Genomic DNA, 17,529 nt, shown 5'->3' on the forward strand with positions numbered 1-17,529 from the left:
ATGCTCCTTATTTTCCTATCTTCTTTAGCGATTCTAAGGCAAGTATGGTACAATAAAAACATGAGAATTCAACAATTACATTATATTATCAAAATCGTCGAAACTGGCTCCATGAATGAGGCAGCCAAGCAACTCTTTATCACTCAGCCAAGTCTCTCCAATGCAGTGCGAGATTTGGAAAATGAAATGGGCATTGAGATCTTTATCCGCAATCCCAAGGGAATCACCTTGACCCGTGATGGGATGGAGTTTCTCTCTTATGCCCGTCAGGTTGTCGAGCAGACCCAGCTTCTGGAGGAACGCTATAAAAATCCTGTCGCCCACCGCGAACTCTTTAGCGTTTCGTCTCAACACTATGCCTTTGTGGTCAATGCCTTTGTCTCTTTGCTCAAGAAAAGCGATATGGAGAAATACGAACTCTTCCTTCGTGAAACTCGGACTTGGGAGATTATCGACGACGTCAAGAACTTCCGCAGTGAGGTCGGGGTCCTCTTCTTAAACAGTTACAACCGTGATGTTTTAACCAAGATGCTGGATGACAATCACCTGCTAGCCCACCATCTCTTCACAGCGCAACCGCATATCTTTGTCAGCAAGACCAACCCTCTGGCAAAGAAAGACAAGGTGAAACTGTCTGATTTGGAGAATTTCCCTTACCTCAGCTATGACCAAGGGACGCACAACTCCTTCTACTTTTCAGAAGAGATTCTTTCTCAGGAACACCACAAGAAATCCATTGTGGTCAGTGACCGTGCCACCCTCTTTAATCTCTTGATTGGTTTGGATGGTTATACCATTGCGACAGGGATTTTGAACAGCAACCTAAACGGAGACAATATCGTTTCTATCCCACTGGATATTGATGACCCGATTGAGCTGGTCTATATCCAGCATGAGAAAACCAGCCTATCTAAGATGGGCGAACGCTTTATCGACTATCTACTAGAAGAAGTTCAGTTTGATAGTTGAGAAATGATAAGAACCAATATGTAGGCTAGCAACAACCTGCACATTGGTTCTTTTTACTTATAATTAAAAGTTTCCCCTGCCAACTTATCAGCTAGCTTGGGAAAGAGAGTATAAAACTTATGGGCTAGGTTCAACAAAATCGGGAGATTGAGTTCTCGTTTATTTTTGCCTATAATCTTGACAATCTTTTTAGCCACTGCATCTGCCTCTAAGAGGAAGCGGTCAACCGATTTAAGATAAGTTCCATCTGGGTCAGCTTGGTCAAAAAATCCTGTTCGGATTGGACCTGGATTGACTGTTGTCACATAGACTCCATAGGGCATAAGTTCGAGTCGCAGAGCATTTGAAAAACCAATAGCCGCAAACTTGGTCGCTGAGTAAAGACTAGACTTGCCAGTAGCTATTAGACCTGCCATGCTGACGATGTTGATGATATGCCCTTTGCTGCTTTCCTTCATACGAGCCGCAAGGTGACGAGACAGATTCATCAGGGCAAAGGTATTGACCTCAAACATCTGGTGAATATCTTTATCAGCAATCTGGTCAAATCCCTCAAAAATCCCGTAACCAGCGTTGTTAATCAAGACATCAATCTTGCCATAGCGGAGATAAAGATCAGTTACCAGAGCTTCTAGGGCTGAATCGTCGGTAATATCAATTTCAATCAATTCTGCATGGGAATAATTTCCGTAGAGTTGGGCTAATTTTTCCTTATTTCTACCAAGCAAGATGAGTTGGTCATTGGGCAGGAGTTTGACCATTTCTTGAGCTAGACCACCGCTAGCTCCGGTAATGAGAATAGTAGGCATACTTATCCTTTCTGTGACTGCTAGATTTCCACTTCTTCCAAGTCTTTGACCACATGGACATTTTCAAAAATTGTGGCAGCGTCCTTCTTGAGTTTGCTTATATCTTTTGAGAGGAAACGGGCACTGATATGGTTGAGTAGGAGGCGTTTGGCACCTGCTTCTACCGCTACTTGTGCAGCTTGCATATTAGTTGAGTGACCATGGTTACGAGCAATTTTTTCATCACCCTTGCCATAAGTGGACTCATGAACTAGGACATCTGCATTGACAGCCAGACGCACACTGGCATCCGTTTTTCGAGTGTCTCCTAAAATAGTGATAATCTTACCTGGACGTGGCGCTGAGATATAGTCTGCTGCCTTGATTTCAGTTCCGTCTTCCAAAACAAGATCCTGGCCGTTTTTGATTTTACCAAAAAGCGGGCCGAACGGAACACCAGCAGCCTTGAGTTTTTCAGCATCCAGCGTCCCTTCTAGATCCTTTTGCATGACACGATAGCCAACACAGAAAATAGTGTGGTCCAGCTCCTCTGCATACACAGTGAATTTATCGGTTTCAAGAATTTTACCCAGAGAATCTTGGTCAAACTCATGGAAATGAATGCGGTAGGGCAGACGAGAACCTGACACACGAAGGCTGGTTAAGACAAATGACTTGATTCCTTGAGGTCCGTAGATTTCCAAATCTGTCTGCTCTTCATTGGCCTGAAAGGCACGGCTAGAAAGGAAACCTGGCAAACCAAAAATGTGGTCTCCATGCAGATGGGTAATAAAGATTTTGCTGACCTTACGTGGTCGAATTGTGGTTTCCAGAATGCGATTTTGCGTACCTTCTCCACAGTCAAAGAGCCAAACTTCGTTAATCTCGTCCAAAAGTTTCAGGGCGAGACTTGAAACGTTGCGGGCTTTAGAGGGCTGACCAGCCCCCGTTCCTAAAAATTGAATATCCATTCGATACTTTCTAATTAATCAATATATAACATGGCTGTGCGGTTTTCCGATCGGAAATAGCGTTTGCCAGAAAAAGCAGCAGCTTCTTGCAATAAATCCTCTTGGCTGTAGCCTTTGAGACGTTTTCGACCATCAGCCAATCTTTCCAAATCAGTCAAAGCTGTGAGACTTTCTAGGCTGACAACTTCCTCGTCCTTGACAGGTTTCATGTAAATCTTACCAGACTCTTCAAAGACTAATTGATGGGAGAAAATTTGCGCAATTTCAAAGAGCAAGTCATCCGAGATTTTCTCCTCATTTTCAGAGAAAATCCGACCAAGGCCGTCACTCTCATAACAAAAACCAAAGGATTTACCAGACAGATTAAGCCGAATAAAAGGCTTATTTTCTAGGGTGAAACTTGGCTCAGTATTGTAAAGATTCAGTTCCTGACTGAGTTCTGCAAAATAATCCGTCGCAGCCTGAGGACTTTTTTTCTGATAGAGTTCTGCAAAGTAGGCATTAACAACACTTGGCGGAGGTGTAATAAGTGTTAACTGCTCCTGCTCTGTTTTACCAGCTAGAAGCTGATCCAGATAGACCTTGTCCAGACTTGTATAACCTCCATACTTTAGAGCCAAAGTTTTAATATCAGTCATAAAATTCTTCTAACCTCCATTTATTTTTCTCGGAAATGTAGCCTGTAATCACTTCGCCGTCTTCCTGATAATCACGTTCTTCCAGAATTGCAACACTCTCTAAATCATGAATCTTGTAGGACTTTGAAAAAGGCACTCGCAGGGTAAATGCTTCAAAAATTTCCTTAATCTTATCTAGCAATAATGCTTGCAAGTTTTCACGACTGTCCTCAGACTTGGCAGAAATGAGGGTATATGGCGTTTGGGTAGGCGTGAAATCCTCCACCAAATCCGCTTTATTATAAAGCGTCAAGTGAGGAATATCTTCCATGTCCAGGTCTTTCATGATGGAGAGAACCGTTTTTTCATGCTCCTCGTGGTAAGGATTGCTAGCATCGATAACATGAACCAGAAGGTCCACATGCTTGCTTTCTTCCAAGGTTGACTTGAAACTGGACACCAACTCTGTCGGCAAATCTTGGATAAAGCCAACGGTATCTGTCAAAGTTACTTGGAGATTGCCTCCCAGATGAATACTCTTGGTTGTCGCATCCAGAGTCGCAAAGAGCTCATCTGCTTCATACTGGGTCTTACTGGTCAAGATGTTCATGATAGTTGATTTCCCAGCATTAGTATAACCAATCAAACCAATCTTAAAAGTGCTAGACTCCAAACGTTTTTCTCTGACAGTCGCACGATTTTTCTCAACCACCTTGAGCTGGCGCTCGATATCCGTGATTTGATTGCGAACGCTACGACGGTTCAGCTCCAGTTGGCTTTCACCAGGACCACGGGAACCAATTCCCCCTGCCTGACGGCTGAGCATAATCCCCTGACCAACCAAGCGAGGCAAGAGGTATTTGAGTTGGGCTAGGTGGACTTGGAGCTTCCCTTCATGGCTTCGAGCCCGCATGGCAAAGATATCCAAAATCAACTGCATACGGTCAATGACCTTAACACCGAGAACTTCCTCTAGATTGACATTCTGCCTTGGGGTCAGACGGTTGTTGACGATGACAGTAGTGATTTCTTCTGCATCCACCATAAGCGCAATCTCTTCCAACTTACCAGAGCCGACGAAGGTCTTGGAATCATATTTTTCACGTTTTTGTCTGTAGCTATCTACAACGACTGCCCCTGCCGTTTTCGCTAAACTAGCCAATTCTTCCATGGAGAGGTCAAAACTGTCCATACCCTGCAATTCCACACCAATCAGCAGGACTCGCTCCTCTTTTTTCTCCGTTTCAATCATCTAAAAACTCCTCTATCTGGCTTAAAATGCGGTCTTGTACACCAGATTCTCCAATCTGATAAAAGGTGACCTGCATGCGATTACGGAACCAGGTCAGCTGACGCTTGGCAAAACGACGGGTCGCCTGTTTAAGACTCTCACGAGCTTCCTCAAAGGTCTGCTCTCCACGGAAATAAGGAAAGAGTTCCTTATAGCCAATTCCTTTAGCAGCCTGTACATTAGGGGAATGGTCAAACAGCCACTTGGCCTCATCCAAAAGCCCAGCCTCAAACATCAAATCCACTCGGTGGTTGATACGCTCATAAAGTTGACTACGTTCATCATCCAAGCAGATAATCAGCGGTTCATACAAAATCTCTTGATTTTCCAAATCCTGACCAAAATGGGCAATTTCTAAGGCACGCATAGCACGACGACGATTAAACTGGGGAATCTCAAGGCCTGCTTGCTCCACCAAATGGGCTAATTCCTCATCTGAATATGGCTCCAAACTAGCTCGATAAGCTAAAATCTCCTCATGAGGAGTCTCCCCACCTAGGTGGTAACCTTCTAGCAAGCTCTGGATATAAAGTCCAGTCCCACCGGCGATAATGGCTAGCTTGCCACGGCTGTGAATATCCTCAATAGTCATCTTAGCTTCTGAAACAAAATCAAAAGCCGAGTAAGACTCGGTTATCTCTCTAACATCGATTAAATGATGAGGAACAGCTGCCTGCTCTTCTGGACTAGCCTTGGCCGTCCCAATATCAAGTCCTCGATAGACTTGTTGGCTATCTCCACTAACCACTTCGCCATTAAAGCACTTTGCAACTTCAATAGCTAGAGCCGTCTTTCCAACAGCAGTCGGTCCAACAATCACAATTATTTTTGTTTTCATCTTTTTTCCTTGAAAAATTCCCATTTTTTCGTTACTATTATTATAACACAAAAAGGTCAGTCAGAAAAATGTGACCTCTTGAGGAGGCTGGCTGATTGAGAATATAAAGGAGGAAGACTCATGGCTAAAGGATTCGCTAAAGGTCTTGTAACAGGTGTCGCAGGAACTGTCGCTGCCGTTGCAGGTGCAGTATACGCATTTAAAAAGAAAGTAATCGAACCAGAAGAGCAAAAAGCAGCTTTCATCGAAGAAAACCGTAAAAAAGCAGCTCGTCGCCGCGTATCACGTTAAGAAACAAAAGAAGTTGGGATTATTCTCAACTTCTTTTTTCTATTCTTTTAAATAGCTAGGTCAAACTTCAACTGTGGCTTAACAGGGTCATAATCCACCAACTCAAAATCTTCTGCTTTGATATCAAAGAAATTAGTCCCATCAGGAACATTTAAAACCAAGCGTGGTTGGCAGTTTGACGGCTCCCGACGGAGCAATTCCTGAGCTTGTTCAAATTGATTATCATAGATATGGAGGTTGTTGATGAAGTAGAAGAACTTCCCAACCTTCCAGCCAAAATGTTTGGCAATCATCATCTGCAAAGCCACATACTGCATAGCGTTGATGTGGTGGGCCACCAGCATATCATTGGAGCGCTGGGTCAAGGTCGCATCCAGATAGATTTCCCCATCAACACGCCGGACATCAAACATGGTCTGAAAGGCGCACGGGAGCAGCCCATCTGTTTCTTCGAAAGCTTGGTAATCCCAGAGCGAAATAATATTGCGGCGGTTCCAAGGATTGGTTTCCAACTGTTTGAGAAGCTTATTGATAATGTCGTGTTTCTTAACAACGGCACCATAGCGCTCACCAATGGTTCCCGTGTCTCCAACTTCCCAGTCATTCCAGTAGTGAACATTGTACTTGTCATTAAGCACTTCTAAGCTATTTGACTGGTCTTGGTAAATCCAGAGAACTTCTTTGATGGCGGATTTGATTGCAATGGGACGCAAGGTTGTGATAGGAAATTCTCCTTTAGATAAGTCGTACTCGGAAAAGGCACCAGTTACATACTTGGAATTAGCAACAGTCCCATCCTTGTACTTAGGACGAGCCTGCTCTGAGAAAACACCTTCCTTTAGAATGCGTTCAATATTCTCTTTAAAAATCGTATCTGCTTTTGTCATTTCGTTTCACCTCATTCATTGTCCTAACTAGTATAGCATAAAAAATAAAAGAGGAACATTACTAACTCTAGGTTAGCATTTTCCTCTCTCATTATCTTATTGCAATACAAGTGATGCTGCTCCGATAACTCCAGCGTCATTTCCTAGAGTTGCAAGAGCTAATTTAGTAGATGTGCGTACTTGTGGGAAACTATTTTCATCGTAAACTTTTTGAACACCTTGTAGAAGGAATTCTCCCGCAGCTGACACACCACCACCGATGACGATTGTTGATGGGTTTAGGATTGAACCAATGTTAGCACAAGCGATTCCCAAGTAACGTGAGAAGTTACGGTAAACAATCAAAGCAAGGTCGTCTCCTTCTTTTGCGAGATCAAAGACAGTCTTAGCAGTTACTTCTTCTCCGTTATCAATCAAGCGTTTCAAGGCTGCATCGCCTTCGTATTCATCGGCATAGCGACGAGTCAAGTTGACAATCCCTGTTGCTGAAGCAACTGTCTCAAGGCAGCCTTTTTTACCACAAGTACATGAGATTGGTTGGTCAAAGTCAACAGTGATATGACCAAGTTCACCTGCTGCACCAGCAACACCATGAAGCAATTTGCCTTCTGCGACAATACCACCACCAACACCAGTACCGAGTGTCATAAAGACAACGTCTGGTTGGTTATCTCCAGCACCCATCCAGCGCTCACCAAGAGCTGCTACGTTGGCATCATTATCGATGAAAAATGGAATGCCCAAAGCTTTTTCAATCTTTTGTTTGATTGGTTGAAGGGTTTTCCAGTTCAAGTTGTAGGCACCGATAACAGTCCCTTTTTCACGGTCAACCACACCTGGTGATCCCATTCCAATACCTTGGAAGTCCGCTGCTGCCAATCCAAGCAAGTCCAAACGATGTTGAATAGACTCAATCATATCATCAACGATATGACTTCCCTCATCCAAAATGTTGGTCTTGATTGACCATTTTCCTTGGATTTCTCCTGCTGTTGTTAAGATTGCAAATTTGATAGAAGTTCCACCAAGGTCAATCCCAATAATCTTTTGACTCATCATATTCTCCTTTTTCATTGTGTAGTAATTGAAAATGCTTACAGTACTAGTATATCAAAATCCATTCACTTATGCAAAGGTTTGCGTAAATGAATTATAAGGAATTTTTTCGCCTACCAGTATCTGTTAACCATCTAAATGATCAATGGCATATTGAGCTGCATCATTTGAAAATTTATCAAAATCAGAAGTTAATTGTCTATACATACGTTTTTTTGACATGTGGAATAACGAATTATAACTTTTTGCCTTTCCTAAAGCAGCAGAATATTCACTATTGCTATCATTACTAGAAGAAGCTGTACTTGCTTGACCTTCCTTCCAAACTCCGTCAGCGCCAACATAATAACGTCCACCATCAACCCATTCATTGACAGCCATTTTACCATCCGATTTTAGATAGTAATTTCCTTGCCATGTACTGTAAGCATAAGAACCATCTGATGTCAAATAATACCAAGCTTGATAGGTGGCATCATAAACCCATTCACCTTTAGCCATTTTACCATCTGATTTCAAATAGTAGTTTCCTTGCCATGCATTGCGAGCATATGAACCATCTGATTTCAAGTAATACCATGCTTGGTAAGAAGAATCATAAACCCACTCACCTTGTGCCATTTTACCGTTTGATTTAAGGTAATAAGCTCCTTGCCATGTACTGTAAGCATAAGAACCATCTGATGTCAAATAATACCAAGCTTGATAAGAAGAGTCATAAATCCATTCACTCTGTGCCATTTTACCATCAGCTTTCAGGTAATAGTTTCCCTGCCATGCATTTTCACTAGATTTCCATTTCCATCAAAATAGTACCAAGAACCGTCCTGCTTAACCCAACCACTTGCTGTGGATGAAGTTGTATCAGTTTGAGTTGTAGCCGCTTGTTTTGCTTTAAAAGCACCCTTAGGAGCATTTTTCAATTCGCAAGCCACACCATCATGATCGCGGTCTAACTTGGCAGAATAACCAGGTTCTCCCTCATGAAGATCCGAATATCCATTAGCCCAAGCTTCCTTACAACTCGAAAAATGAATGTTTTCCTCTGCTAACACAGGTTGTGAAAACAAGGCTAAAATTGGCAACGTCACCAGACTCATTTTTAAAAATAGACGTTTATTCATTTCTTTCTCCCATAATTATGATATCGATTTCAATATTATTTTATCAAACTTATTTCAGCAATTCAAGGAAACTTCTGGTCTTTTCTACAAACTCCTTTGGTTTTGCCTTATTCAAGACATGAGGGCCATCTGGGATAATCTGAAATTGGGATTCTGATATTAGTTTATGAAGACTTCTCATAGAACTAAGATTCGGTTTATCTTTGATACCACAAATTAGTAAGGTTGGATAAGGGCAAGTTCCTGCTATATCCGTTAAATCAAGTGTCTTCAACTCCTCAGAAACTCCGACCATAAGAGCCTTGTCTGCTCCCTGTTTTTCAAATACTCTTTTGGGAAGTAGTTTAAAAATCAGCAACTGAAGATAAAATAGGATATTCCCTGCTAATTTAAGCGGGCATCCTGACAGAATCAAAGCTCGAAGATTTGGTAAATCGTAACTGGAAAGTTCTAGTGCCAGGGCAGCACCTAAGGACAATCCAATCAAAACAAAAGGTTCTGTCTCTTGAGCTAGGTGCTGATAAACTCGCTCCTTAGCTTGTTGATAGTTACTAACTCCAGAAGGAAATAACTCGATAGCCTCAGAAGGATAATCTGTCAGTAGATTCCGAACTTCTTTCCAAGACTCTGCTGACTGCCCTAACCCATGCAAAAATATCAGTTTCATCTAGTTCTCCTCAAGGCTTAGTTCATACAAGCCTCTCACTGCATTACAGCCGTAAATAGCTTCTGCTTGGGCTAAATCTGCCAAGGTCAAGACTTTCTCTTCTACCTGTCCTGTTTCTAGCAAATACTGACGGTAAATTCCTGGCAAGATTCCAAGTCGGATAGGCGGTGTGTAGAGTTTTCCAGCGATTTTCAGAACCAAATTTCCTATAGAGGTTTCAAGCAGTTTTCCTGACTTATTGTGGTAAATCTTCTCTTGTTCTCCTAGGCTCAAATGCGGTCGGTGAGTGGTTTTAAAGTAGGTAAAGGATTGATTCAAAGCAGCTTCCTGAAGGCAGACTTGGGCCTGACAAAAGCTTGTACTGAGAGGGGTTAATACTTGACGATTGACTTCTATCTCTCCAGATTTGCTAAGGCTGATTCGCAAGCGGTAATCTTGATTAGCTTCACAATCCTGACACTCTTCCTCAATCTTGTGTCCCAAGTCTTCTGCATCAAAAGGAAAGGCAAAATAACGACTAGCTTTTCTCAGTCTTTCCAGATGTTGATCTTCAAACAGCAGGTTCTTCTGGCTGATTTCCCCTGTCGTAATCAGTTGGAAGCGGGCTTGTTTACGATAAAGAACTGCTGCCTTTTGATGAACCTCTCGGTATTCAGATTCCCATGTGCTATCCCAAGTAATCCCTCCGCCAACTCCATAAATGGCTTGACCTTTGTGAAGTTGAATGGTACGAATGGCCACATTAAAAATCCGTCGTCCATTTGGAAGCAAGAGACCAATCGTTCCACAGTAGACTCCACGCGGTTGAGGCTCCAAGTCCTTGATAATCTCCATTGTCGCAATTTTCGGTGCACCCGTTATGGAACCACAAGGAAAGAGTGAGCGGAAGATTTCAACAAGGTCCACATCCTCTCGCAACTGACTCTTGATGGTCGAAGTCATCTGCCAAACAGTTGAATACTGCTCTACCTGGCACAGACGCTCCACGTGCTCGCTCCCAACTTCAGAAATACGGTTCATATCATTGCGCAAGAGGTCCACAATCATCATATTTTCAGAGCGATTTTTGGGATCCTGTTCCAACCAACTGGCCTGTTCAAGATCTTCTTGGTCAGTTACCCCACGCTGAGTCGTCCCCTTCATTGGTCGTGTTGTCAACTCGCGATCATTTTGCTCAAAAAAGAGCTCTGGGCTCATGGAAATCACTGCCATCTCGTCATGTTCCACATAGGCATTGTAGCCCGCCTCCTGCTCTACCACCATACGATTGTAGATGGCAAAAGGATTGGCACTTAACTTTTGCTTGAGTTGGACGGTGTAGTTGACCTGATAGGTGTCTCCCTGCCTCAAGTGATGGTGTATCTGGGCAATGGCCTTTTCATAGTCTGCTGCAGACGTCACTTCCTGCCAATTTGAGGGCAAATCAATATCCTCATAAGTCAGAGGAATAGGGGAGGTCTCTACCCTATCATGAACAGTAAAGTAAAGCAGGTACTCTCCCAGTAGGGGATCCTTGTGAACTGCTAATTTTTCCTCAAAAGCAGGGGCAGCCTCGTAGCTGACATACCCCACCACATAATAACCTTGCTCTTGGTAGCTTTCCACTTGTGCCAGCAAATCTGCCACTTCTGCTACATTTCTCGTTTTTATCTCTTTGATAGGCTGGGTAAAGGTGTATCTCTCCCCCAAAATCCTAAAATCAATCACTGTTTTTCTATGCATACCTTAAGTATAGCATAAAATAAGAAAACCCTCATCCGCAAAGCAGATGAGAGATTTCAATTATTTAAAGATTGAAGTTTTAAAGCTATTTGTTTGTTGAAGAAGTTTCTTATAAACTTTTTCTTTTACTTGCACAAGTTTACCATTAACTTTATTAGTAACCATATCTTCTTCAAGAGCTTTGGCAAATAATGATTTTAATTCATCATAGTTATGAATGGTCTCACCATCAATAGTAAAAGGAGTAAAACCAGCGTTGGCTTTTTCTAACAATTCTTTATAATATTCTTTCTTAAAATCAGCAAACGATTGGAATCTGCCGTCAGATATTTTTTGTATAATATATTGATCTCCAAATTGTTTCCCTTCTTTATTAGCTTGAGATTTTAATTTATCTGAAGCATATCCTAAGAATCCTTTATCATAGCCATAATATCCCCAGAGTCTAAATGCATTATTCTTAAATGTAACAGCACCGGGTGCACCCTCACTTGTGTTACCTGCATAGATACTATTCATCATTTTAATTCCTACATAGGCAATACCTGGATCAAATACTTCTGGCTTATATATATTATTATTCATCATACGATTAGTCATCAGATTATTATCAACTAAGTCATTAACACTGTTTAATGTTATTCCTTTCCAATCATCAGAGCTCATATTTCGAACCTTGTCATATTGATCTTTTGACCCTACAGTGCGTTCAATAGGATCAACTTTCTTAAACCACAGTTGATTTAATTTATCATCATGTTTACTAATGACTGCATCACCTTCAACATAATCAAGAAGAGACAAGGTATCTATATAGCCTTTCATATAATTATCAATGTCTTCTCTTGTTTTAAGAGTCTTCGGATCGGTAATATACCACTGATTTCCATCATTTGGACGATAGAAAGTCATATTAATTCCCAAAGCACCGTATTCATCAAACCATGTACTTGGTACTGGTGTTTGTAACATTCCTTGTGCATAGGCTTCTGCATGAGTCCCTGAGCGACGTCCATATCCTCCTAAATAGATTGCACGATCATTAACATGAGTAGTTTCATGTGTATAAACAGAGATTCCAAACTCATCAATCATACTTAATGCAATATAATTTACTTCTGTTCGCGTATCCAAAGGATTATCCCAAATAACTGCATAAGCACCTGTTCCATTGTTACCATAATACTTACCAATAGGTCCAAACAACTCTCTCAATGGGGCATAGTCTTCTTTATTATTTCTCTTACCATACTTATCAGGCCATCCACCAGGTGCTTGATAACCTTCCCAAAGAGGAGTTACTGTATTTTTGACTAGCATATTCTTAACCTTATCTAAAGATAATCTATACCAAAAATCAAAATAATTTCGATAACTGTCCGCTGCTTTTTCAATCTGATTTTTTATTCCATCGAAGGAGCTATGCCCTAACTTTTCTGCTGTTCCAACAGCCATTGCACTATAATTCGAGATTAAATACACATGTGATTTATTTAGATTTAATAATGGGAGTATCATCTTCCGATGAGTAGCAGATTGTAAATTATCCCAAACTTTATATTTCGCCGCTTTAATTTCATCGACTTCCGAAGCACGCTCCGCTATATAGACATTCCCTTCTGTAGCTTTCTTAAACCAATCATAAATATTTACATCTGCAGTAAATAGTCGACGATTATAATTTAAAAAGTTTACCAAATTTTCTGATAAGGTTGTCTTAGAAATAATCTCGCTGAAAGCATCATATGTCCGATGACCTTTTATATTATCTTCTCTTGAACCGATTTCAATTAATCTATCTAATACACTTACATTTTTACCATAGAAATCTGGTTTGAATAACATTAATTCTTTAATGTTAACATCACCGAATTTAACACCGTAGTAACGGTTTAAGTATGTTAAACCTAATAATAGGGCAGCTTTATTTTTCTCAACTTTATCAAGAATCATTTGTTGAGCTGCAGATGAATTATTCAGTTGATGATCTTCATTTTCAACTAATTTAGTTACTAATATGTTTAAATTAGCTTTTACATGGTCAAAACTTTCTTCTAAATAAAGGTCTTTAATTGCATTTACTCTATTAGACCCTGTTCTGCCAAGTTTTTGGTAAATTGGATTAGATTGAAGCTCAATAGGGCTTAAGATATTTACGATACCGTTAATTAAAGCACTATGATCTTTTTGAACGATATTAGGTGTATATTTAATACCTAAGTCAGTTATAGTGTATTCTCTAACATTACTTAGACCTTCATCACTAGAAGATAGGTTGAAGTAGTCTTTTGTTCCATCAGCATAATGAACGATAATTTTGTTTGCATCACCTAAATCAGTTACAAAGTTATTATTGTTCATAGGAGTAACCGATAGAATCTCTTTAGTATTTAACTTGTTGTTCTTATCTAGTTTATTAGCTTGATTAACGATAAAATCTTTGTTATAGAATGGTTGTAGTTTTTCAATATTCTTATAAGCAAGTTTATAGTCTGCATTATAATCTTGAATAGACTCGTAAGCTGCTTCACGACTGCTAACATTATTCAATTTGTTCAATTCATAAGGTTCACTTACGAATTTAGCAGCAGTAATATTGAAACTAGCAACTTTTGCATCAGCCTCAGATTTAGATAAGTGTTTTAATTTATTTTTGTTTTTATTATCTTTACCAGTTCCATCTTCAGAAGAGCTATATCCAATAACTCCAAATAAATTAGACACAAAAGGATTTGCATCTCCATCATTAACATCGTTTGAACCGAATATTTCCTGACCTTTAATAACTTTCGCATATGTTACATTATCTTGAACCGCTCCATATGGCCAAGTTTTAGAGGTTATTCCACCAACATATTTAGTATTTTTAACATCAAGAATACCTTTTGCTACAGAGTTTGTAAGTTTTCCTTTTGTCCCTGATAGCCAGCTATGAGCTTTATATTGAACGAAAGGAACAAGCATACTTGCATTTGCGTTATTTGCTGTAATAGTAGCATCAACGTAGGCTCTATTAACAAACCCCATATAGTTAGAACCGGCAATACCTCCAACTGTTGAATTATTACCAGCAGAATTTATACTACCGATAAATGCCACATTTTCTAAAGTAGCGTCTTCTTTTATGTTATTTACGAACCCAGCAACATTATTTCTAGCTGTTATGGTTCCGATTGCTTTGATATTTTCTATACGTGTCGTTCCACTGATTTCATTTGCTATTGCAGCGATATTATCTTGATTAGATAAATCAATATCAATATTTTCAAAATTTATATTTTTAACAGTTCCAGCCTTAATCTTATCGAATAAAGGATGTTCCAAATTATGGATAGCATAGCGTTTATCACCATCACTCAATAGTTTACCAGTAAACTCTGAAGTAATATAAGATTTCCCTTTAGGAACAACGTTACGAGCGCTCATGCTTTGACCCAGTTTAAATTCACCGGCAGGATTTGTCTGAATGGCTTGGATCAATTCTTCAAAGTCGTAGAAAATACCAGCCTGACTAGCTTTGGGTTTTTCAATATAGTAGGTATAAGTTTCTTCAAAGCGATTATCGACATTACGTTGGACCAAGTTATCCGCTACTGCTATTACCTTGTAGACTTGTTTTCCATCAATTGTTGACTCTTCAATTTTTTGAACCGCTAGTAGATTGGTCTTATGGTCATTAGAGGTAACTTTTAAATAATAATTTGACAAATCAGTTGGCACTGAAGTCAATCGAGTTTCATCAGTTTCAACTTGGTTTTCATATTTGATTAAATCCGTTCTTATAATATCTTTTATTTCAACTTTTTTGAGATCAATTCTTAGCGGTTCTTCTTTCAGAACTTCTTCCTCATCCCCCTCACCACGGTCATAAACCATCTTTGTTTCAAGTTTATAATCCTTGTAGTACTGCAAATCTGTCAGGGTAGTTGTCAAGTCTTCTGGTGAAACATTCAAGGTTTTGACAATCTCATCACCTTTTTTCAGAGTTAGGGTAATAGATTTAATGGCTGCCTTACTTGGATTTTCTAAACTATACTTAACATCTGAAGTACGCTTCAAATCCTTAGATTCAATTTCTGTGATGGTCAACACTGGTTTTTCAAAGCTCTTGGTACCACGTTTCAAAATTTTGTCTTGAGGTTCCTCAAGGATTTCCTCTGTAACTTTTGGAGCGTCTTCTGTTTTAACTCCCTTAATGGTATTAAAGGTCTTGGTGATTTTTTTCTGGCCTTCTTTTCCTTCTTGAGCTACAACTTCTAAGCCTTTTTTCAGTTGGTCATCTTCTTTAACAACTTCCTTAAATGGAATCTTTTCAAGACTTTCTTCTATAAGAGTTCCTTCAATTGGTTTTGTACCACGGATTACCTGTTGATTTACAGGCTCCTTGGTCACTTCCGTACTGGTTGAAAGAACTTGGTCAGTTTTAACACCTTCTACTGTTTTATAGGTTGTTTTTGTAACTTGACTTCCTTTTTCACCAGTTCGTAGGACAGTTTCTTCGTCCGTATACTTGGTTGGATCCTCAGTCGTTTCAGTTTTGTAGTCTAGGTCTGTAGTCGATGTTTCAACAAGGGTTCCCTCAGTTACTTTGTACTCAGGTAATTGTTCTTGAGCAAGAGCCTCACCCACGTGACCTTTTTCTTGCGTACCTTTAGCTGTTTTAGTCTCCTCTTTTGATTCTACTGGTTCTTCAACCTTGATTTCTGGGGCTTCTGCTGGCTGTTCATCTTCTTGTTTCGGTGTCTCTTCCGCTCCCCTATCTTCTTTAGGATTTTCTTGTTGTGATGATTCTTTTGGTGTACTTGGTTGCTCAGCTTGTGTAGGTTGCACGGGTTGTTCTGGGACTTTTGCTTGTTCTACTGGTGGTTCAACTTTTGATTCCTCAGCTGGTTTGTCTGATGGTTGACTTTCTGGCTTAACTGCTACTTTTTCCTCTGGTTTTGACTCAACTTCTCCACCTACTTCTTCAACTGGAGCTGGTTCTGCTGAATCTTCTTTCTCCTCTTCTACTTTAGGAAGGGTGTCGTCAGTAGGTTTTACCTCCGATTTTGGTTCTTCCTTTGGACTTTCTTCTGTTTTAGGTGCTTCTTCTTTTGGAGTTTCCTCTGTCTCTACTACTTGGTTTTCTGTCCTAGCTTGCTCCTGATTTGTTGTTGATTGAGGAGTCTCAACTTCGACTACAGTCACCTCTCCAGGTTTTGCTGAGGTTTCTTCTAAAACAGTGTCCAAGCCAAGCGTTTTGAGGATGTCACCTGATAGATAACCAACATAGCGATAGCCATCCATTTCAACAACACCCTCTCGACTAGCCAGCGCTAAGGTCGCAACTGGGTCTACAGCCCCTGCACTAGGAAGAACTACCAATCCCATAGCTCCAACTAGAAAGACGCTAGCAATTTTCTTTCTCTTGTAGATTAAAAGCAAGCTCCCAACAGTCAGCAAACCAAAAGCTGTCAAAACAGATGCTTCTGTCCCTGTTTGAGGCAACTGATCTTTTTGATACACCAAACCATATACAACTTCATTCCTGTCAGGCTTTCCTGTCTGAATTAAATCTTTAGCTTCTTGTGAAATAATCTCTTTATTTACATAGTGATAGGTAGCTGCGTCCACTACAGAAGGAGCCATCAAAAGGCTTCCAAGAAATACAGAGCCTACAACTCCCTTAATCTTACGAATTGAAAAACGGTCTTTTTTAAACACTTTCATCTCCTTTATTCATTCTCAAGACTTTCTAATAGCATCTTGCGGATAGTGCGCACGCGCACCTCCGATTAATTTTGGACGACTAGCCAGTGCCGTTACATGGGCATGACCAATCTCTCTCAAAATAGGGCGAATCGGAACCTGAACATGCTTGACATGCATGCCAATTGCAGTGTCTCCGATATCCAATCCAGCATGAGCCTTGATAAATTCAACCTCAACTGGATCCTGCATAAACTTAAAGGCTGCCAACTGCCCCGAACCTCCTGCATGAAGAGTAGGATGGACACTGACAATTTCCAGATCAAACTGCTCTGCCACCTGACGTTCAACAACGAGAGCCCGATTGACATGCTCACAACCTTGAACTGCTAAATGGATACCTCTACTACCTAGAATACCCAAGATAGTCCCCACTATCAGCTCACCAATCTCTTGACTGGATTCTTTCCCAATCTGACCACCTAGCACCTCACTAGAAGATAGACCTAAAACAAAAAGGACCCCCTGCTTCAAATTGGTCTTTTCTAAAACATCTTCCACTACCTGACGTGTTTCTCTTTGAATCTGTGTCTCGTTCATCTCTGTTACCTCTGTTGTCA

Annotated in this window: 13 protein-coding genes and 1 pseudogene; 2 read left to right on the plus strand and 12 right to left on the minus strand. The window is 40.5% G+C overall.

What is annotated here, in order from left to right; genetic code table 11:
* The first annotated feature begins 60 nt into the window (after window positions 1-60).
* Window positions 61-969: a LysR family transcriptional regulator gene (locus tag AT689_RS10350; RefSeq protein ID WP_001222592.1), complete on the plus strand. Its 909-nt coding sequence runs from the start codon at window positions 61-63 to the stop codon at window positions 967-969.
* Between the two features lie 53 nt (window positions 970-1,022).
* Here AT689_RS10350 and AT689_RS10355 read toward each other — a convergent pair whose 3' ends face one another.
* The 5 genes from AT689_RS10355 to miaA are packed head-to-tail and all read right to left on the minus strand — an operon-like array spanning window position 1,023 to window position 5,474.
* Window positions 1,023-1,778, minus strand: a complete 756-nt coding sequence (locus AT689_RS10355) for an SDR family NAD(P)-dependent oxidoreductase (protein ID WP_001142141.1) — start codon at window positions 1,776-1,778, stop codon at window positions 1,023-1,025.
* Between the two features lie 20 nt (window positions 1,779-1,798).
* Complete coding sequence (rnz, locus tag AT689_RS10360; RefSeq protein WP_000354336.1) at window positions 1,799-2,728, minus strand: ribonuclease Z; 930 nt, start codon at window positions 2,726-2,728, stop codon at window positions 1,799-1,801.
* Window positions 2,729-2,742: 14 nt separating this feature from the next.
* On the minus strand, window positions 2,743-3,366 hold the full coding sequence (locus tag AT689_RS10365; protein WP_000129718.1) for a hypothetical protein: 624 nt from the start codon (window positions 3,364-3,366) through the stop codon (window positions 2,743-2,745).
* Window positions 3,359-4,597: a GTPase HflX gene (gene hflX / locus AT689_RS10370; protein WP_000573197.1), complete on the minus strand. Its 1,239-nt coding sequence runs from the start codon at window positions 4,595-4,597 to the stop codon at window positions 3,359-3,361. Before hflX ends, AT689_RS10365 begins: the two co-directional genes overlap by 8 nt.
* Window positions 4,590-5,474, minus strand: coding sequence for a tRNA (adenosine(37)-N6)-dimethylallyltransferase MiaA (gene miaA / locus AT689_RS10375; protein WP_000850157.1), 885 nt, complete (start codon window positions 5,472-5,474; stop codon window positions 4,590-4,592). The genes hflX and miaA overlap by 8 nt, the downstream gene beginning before the upstream one ends.
* Before the next feature lie 120 nt (window positions 5,475-5,594).
* On the opposite strand from miaA, the gene AT689_RS10380 reads away from it, so the two are divergent.
* Window positions 5,595-5,765 (plus strand): DUF3042 family protein, encoded by a 171-nt coding sequence (locus AT689_RS10380; RefSeq protein ID WP_001051780.1) that lies wholly within the window; start codon window positions 5,595-5,597, stop codon window positions 5,763-5,765.
* 47 nt (window positions 5,766-5,812) lie between these two features.
* Here the strand turns inward: AT689_RS10380 and AT689_RS10385 are convergent, their stop codons facing one another.
* The 7 genes and pseudogenes from AT689_RS10385 to AT689_RS10415 form a co-directional block, all read right to left on the minus strand.
* Window positions 5,813-6,652, minus strand: a complete 840-nt coding sequence (locus tag AT689_RS10385) for a thymidylate synthase (protein ID WP_000158639.1) — start codon at window positions 6,650-6,652, stop codon at window positions 5,813-5,815.
* A 96-nt stretch (window positions 6,653-6,748) separates the two neighbouring features.
* On the minus strand, window positions 6,749-7,708 hold the full coding sequence (locus tag AT689_RS10390; protein ID WP_000078580.1) for an ROK family glucokinase: 960 nt from the start codon (window positions 7,706-7,708) through the stop codon (window positions 6,749-6,751).
* Between the two features lie 126 nt (window positions 7,709-7,834).
* A pseudogene (locus AT689_RS10395) lies at window positions 7,835-8,832 on the minus strand (Ltp family lipoprotein).
* A 49-nt stretch (window positions 8,833-8,881) separates the two neighbouring features.
* Window positions 8,882-9,499: an alpha/beta fold hydrolase gene (locus AT689_RS10400; RefSeq protein WP_000766569.1), complete on the minus strand. Its 618-nt coding sequence runs from the start codon at window positions 9,497-9,499 to the stop codon at window positions 8,882-8,884.
* Window positions 9,500-11,221 carry an aminodeoxychorismate synthase component I gene (gene pabB / locus AT689_RS10405; protein WP_000554844.1) on the minus strand — a complete coding sequence of 574 codons (1,722 nt, stop codon included), beginning with the start codon at window positions 11,219-11,221 and terminating at the stop codon, window positions 9,500-9,502. It abuts the gene before it with no gap.
* A 60-nt stretch (window positions 11,222-11,281) separates the two neighbouring features.
* Window positions 11,282-16,924, minus strand: a complete 5,643-nt coding sequence (locus AT689_RS10410; RefSeq protein ID WP_000472986.1) for a ZmpA/ZmpB/ZmpC family metallo-endopeptidase — start codon at window positions 16,922-16,924, stop codon at window positions 11,282-11,284.
* Between the two features lie 21 nt (window positions 16,925-16,945).
* Complete coding sequence (locus AT689_RS10415; RefSeq protein WP_001006378.1) at window positions 16,946-17,509, minus strand: TIGR01440 family protein; 564 nt, start codon at window positions 17,507-17,509, stop codon at window positions 16,946-16,948.
* Window positions 17,510-17,529: the final 20 nt, after the last annotated feature.

It is taken from the genome of Streptococcus pneumoniae (assembly GCF_001457635.1).
GTDB lineage: Bacteria > Bacillota > Bacilli > Lactobacillales > Streptococcaceae > Streptococcus > Streptococcus pneumoniae.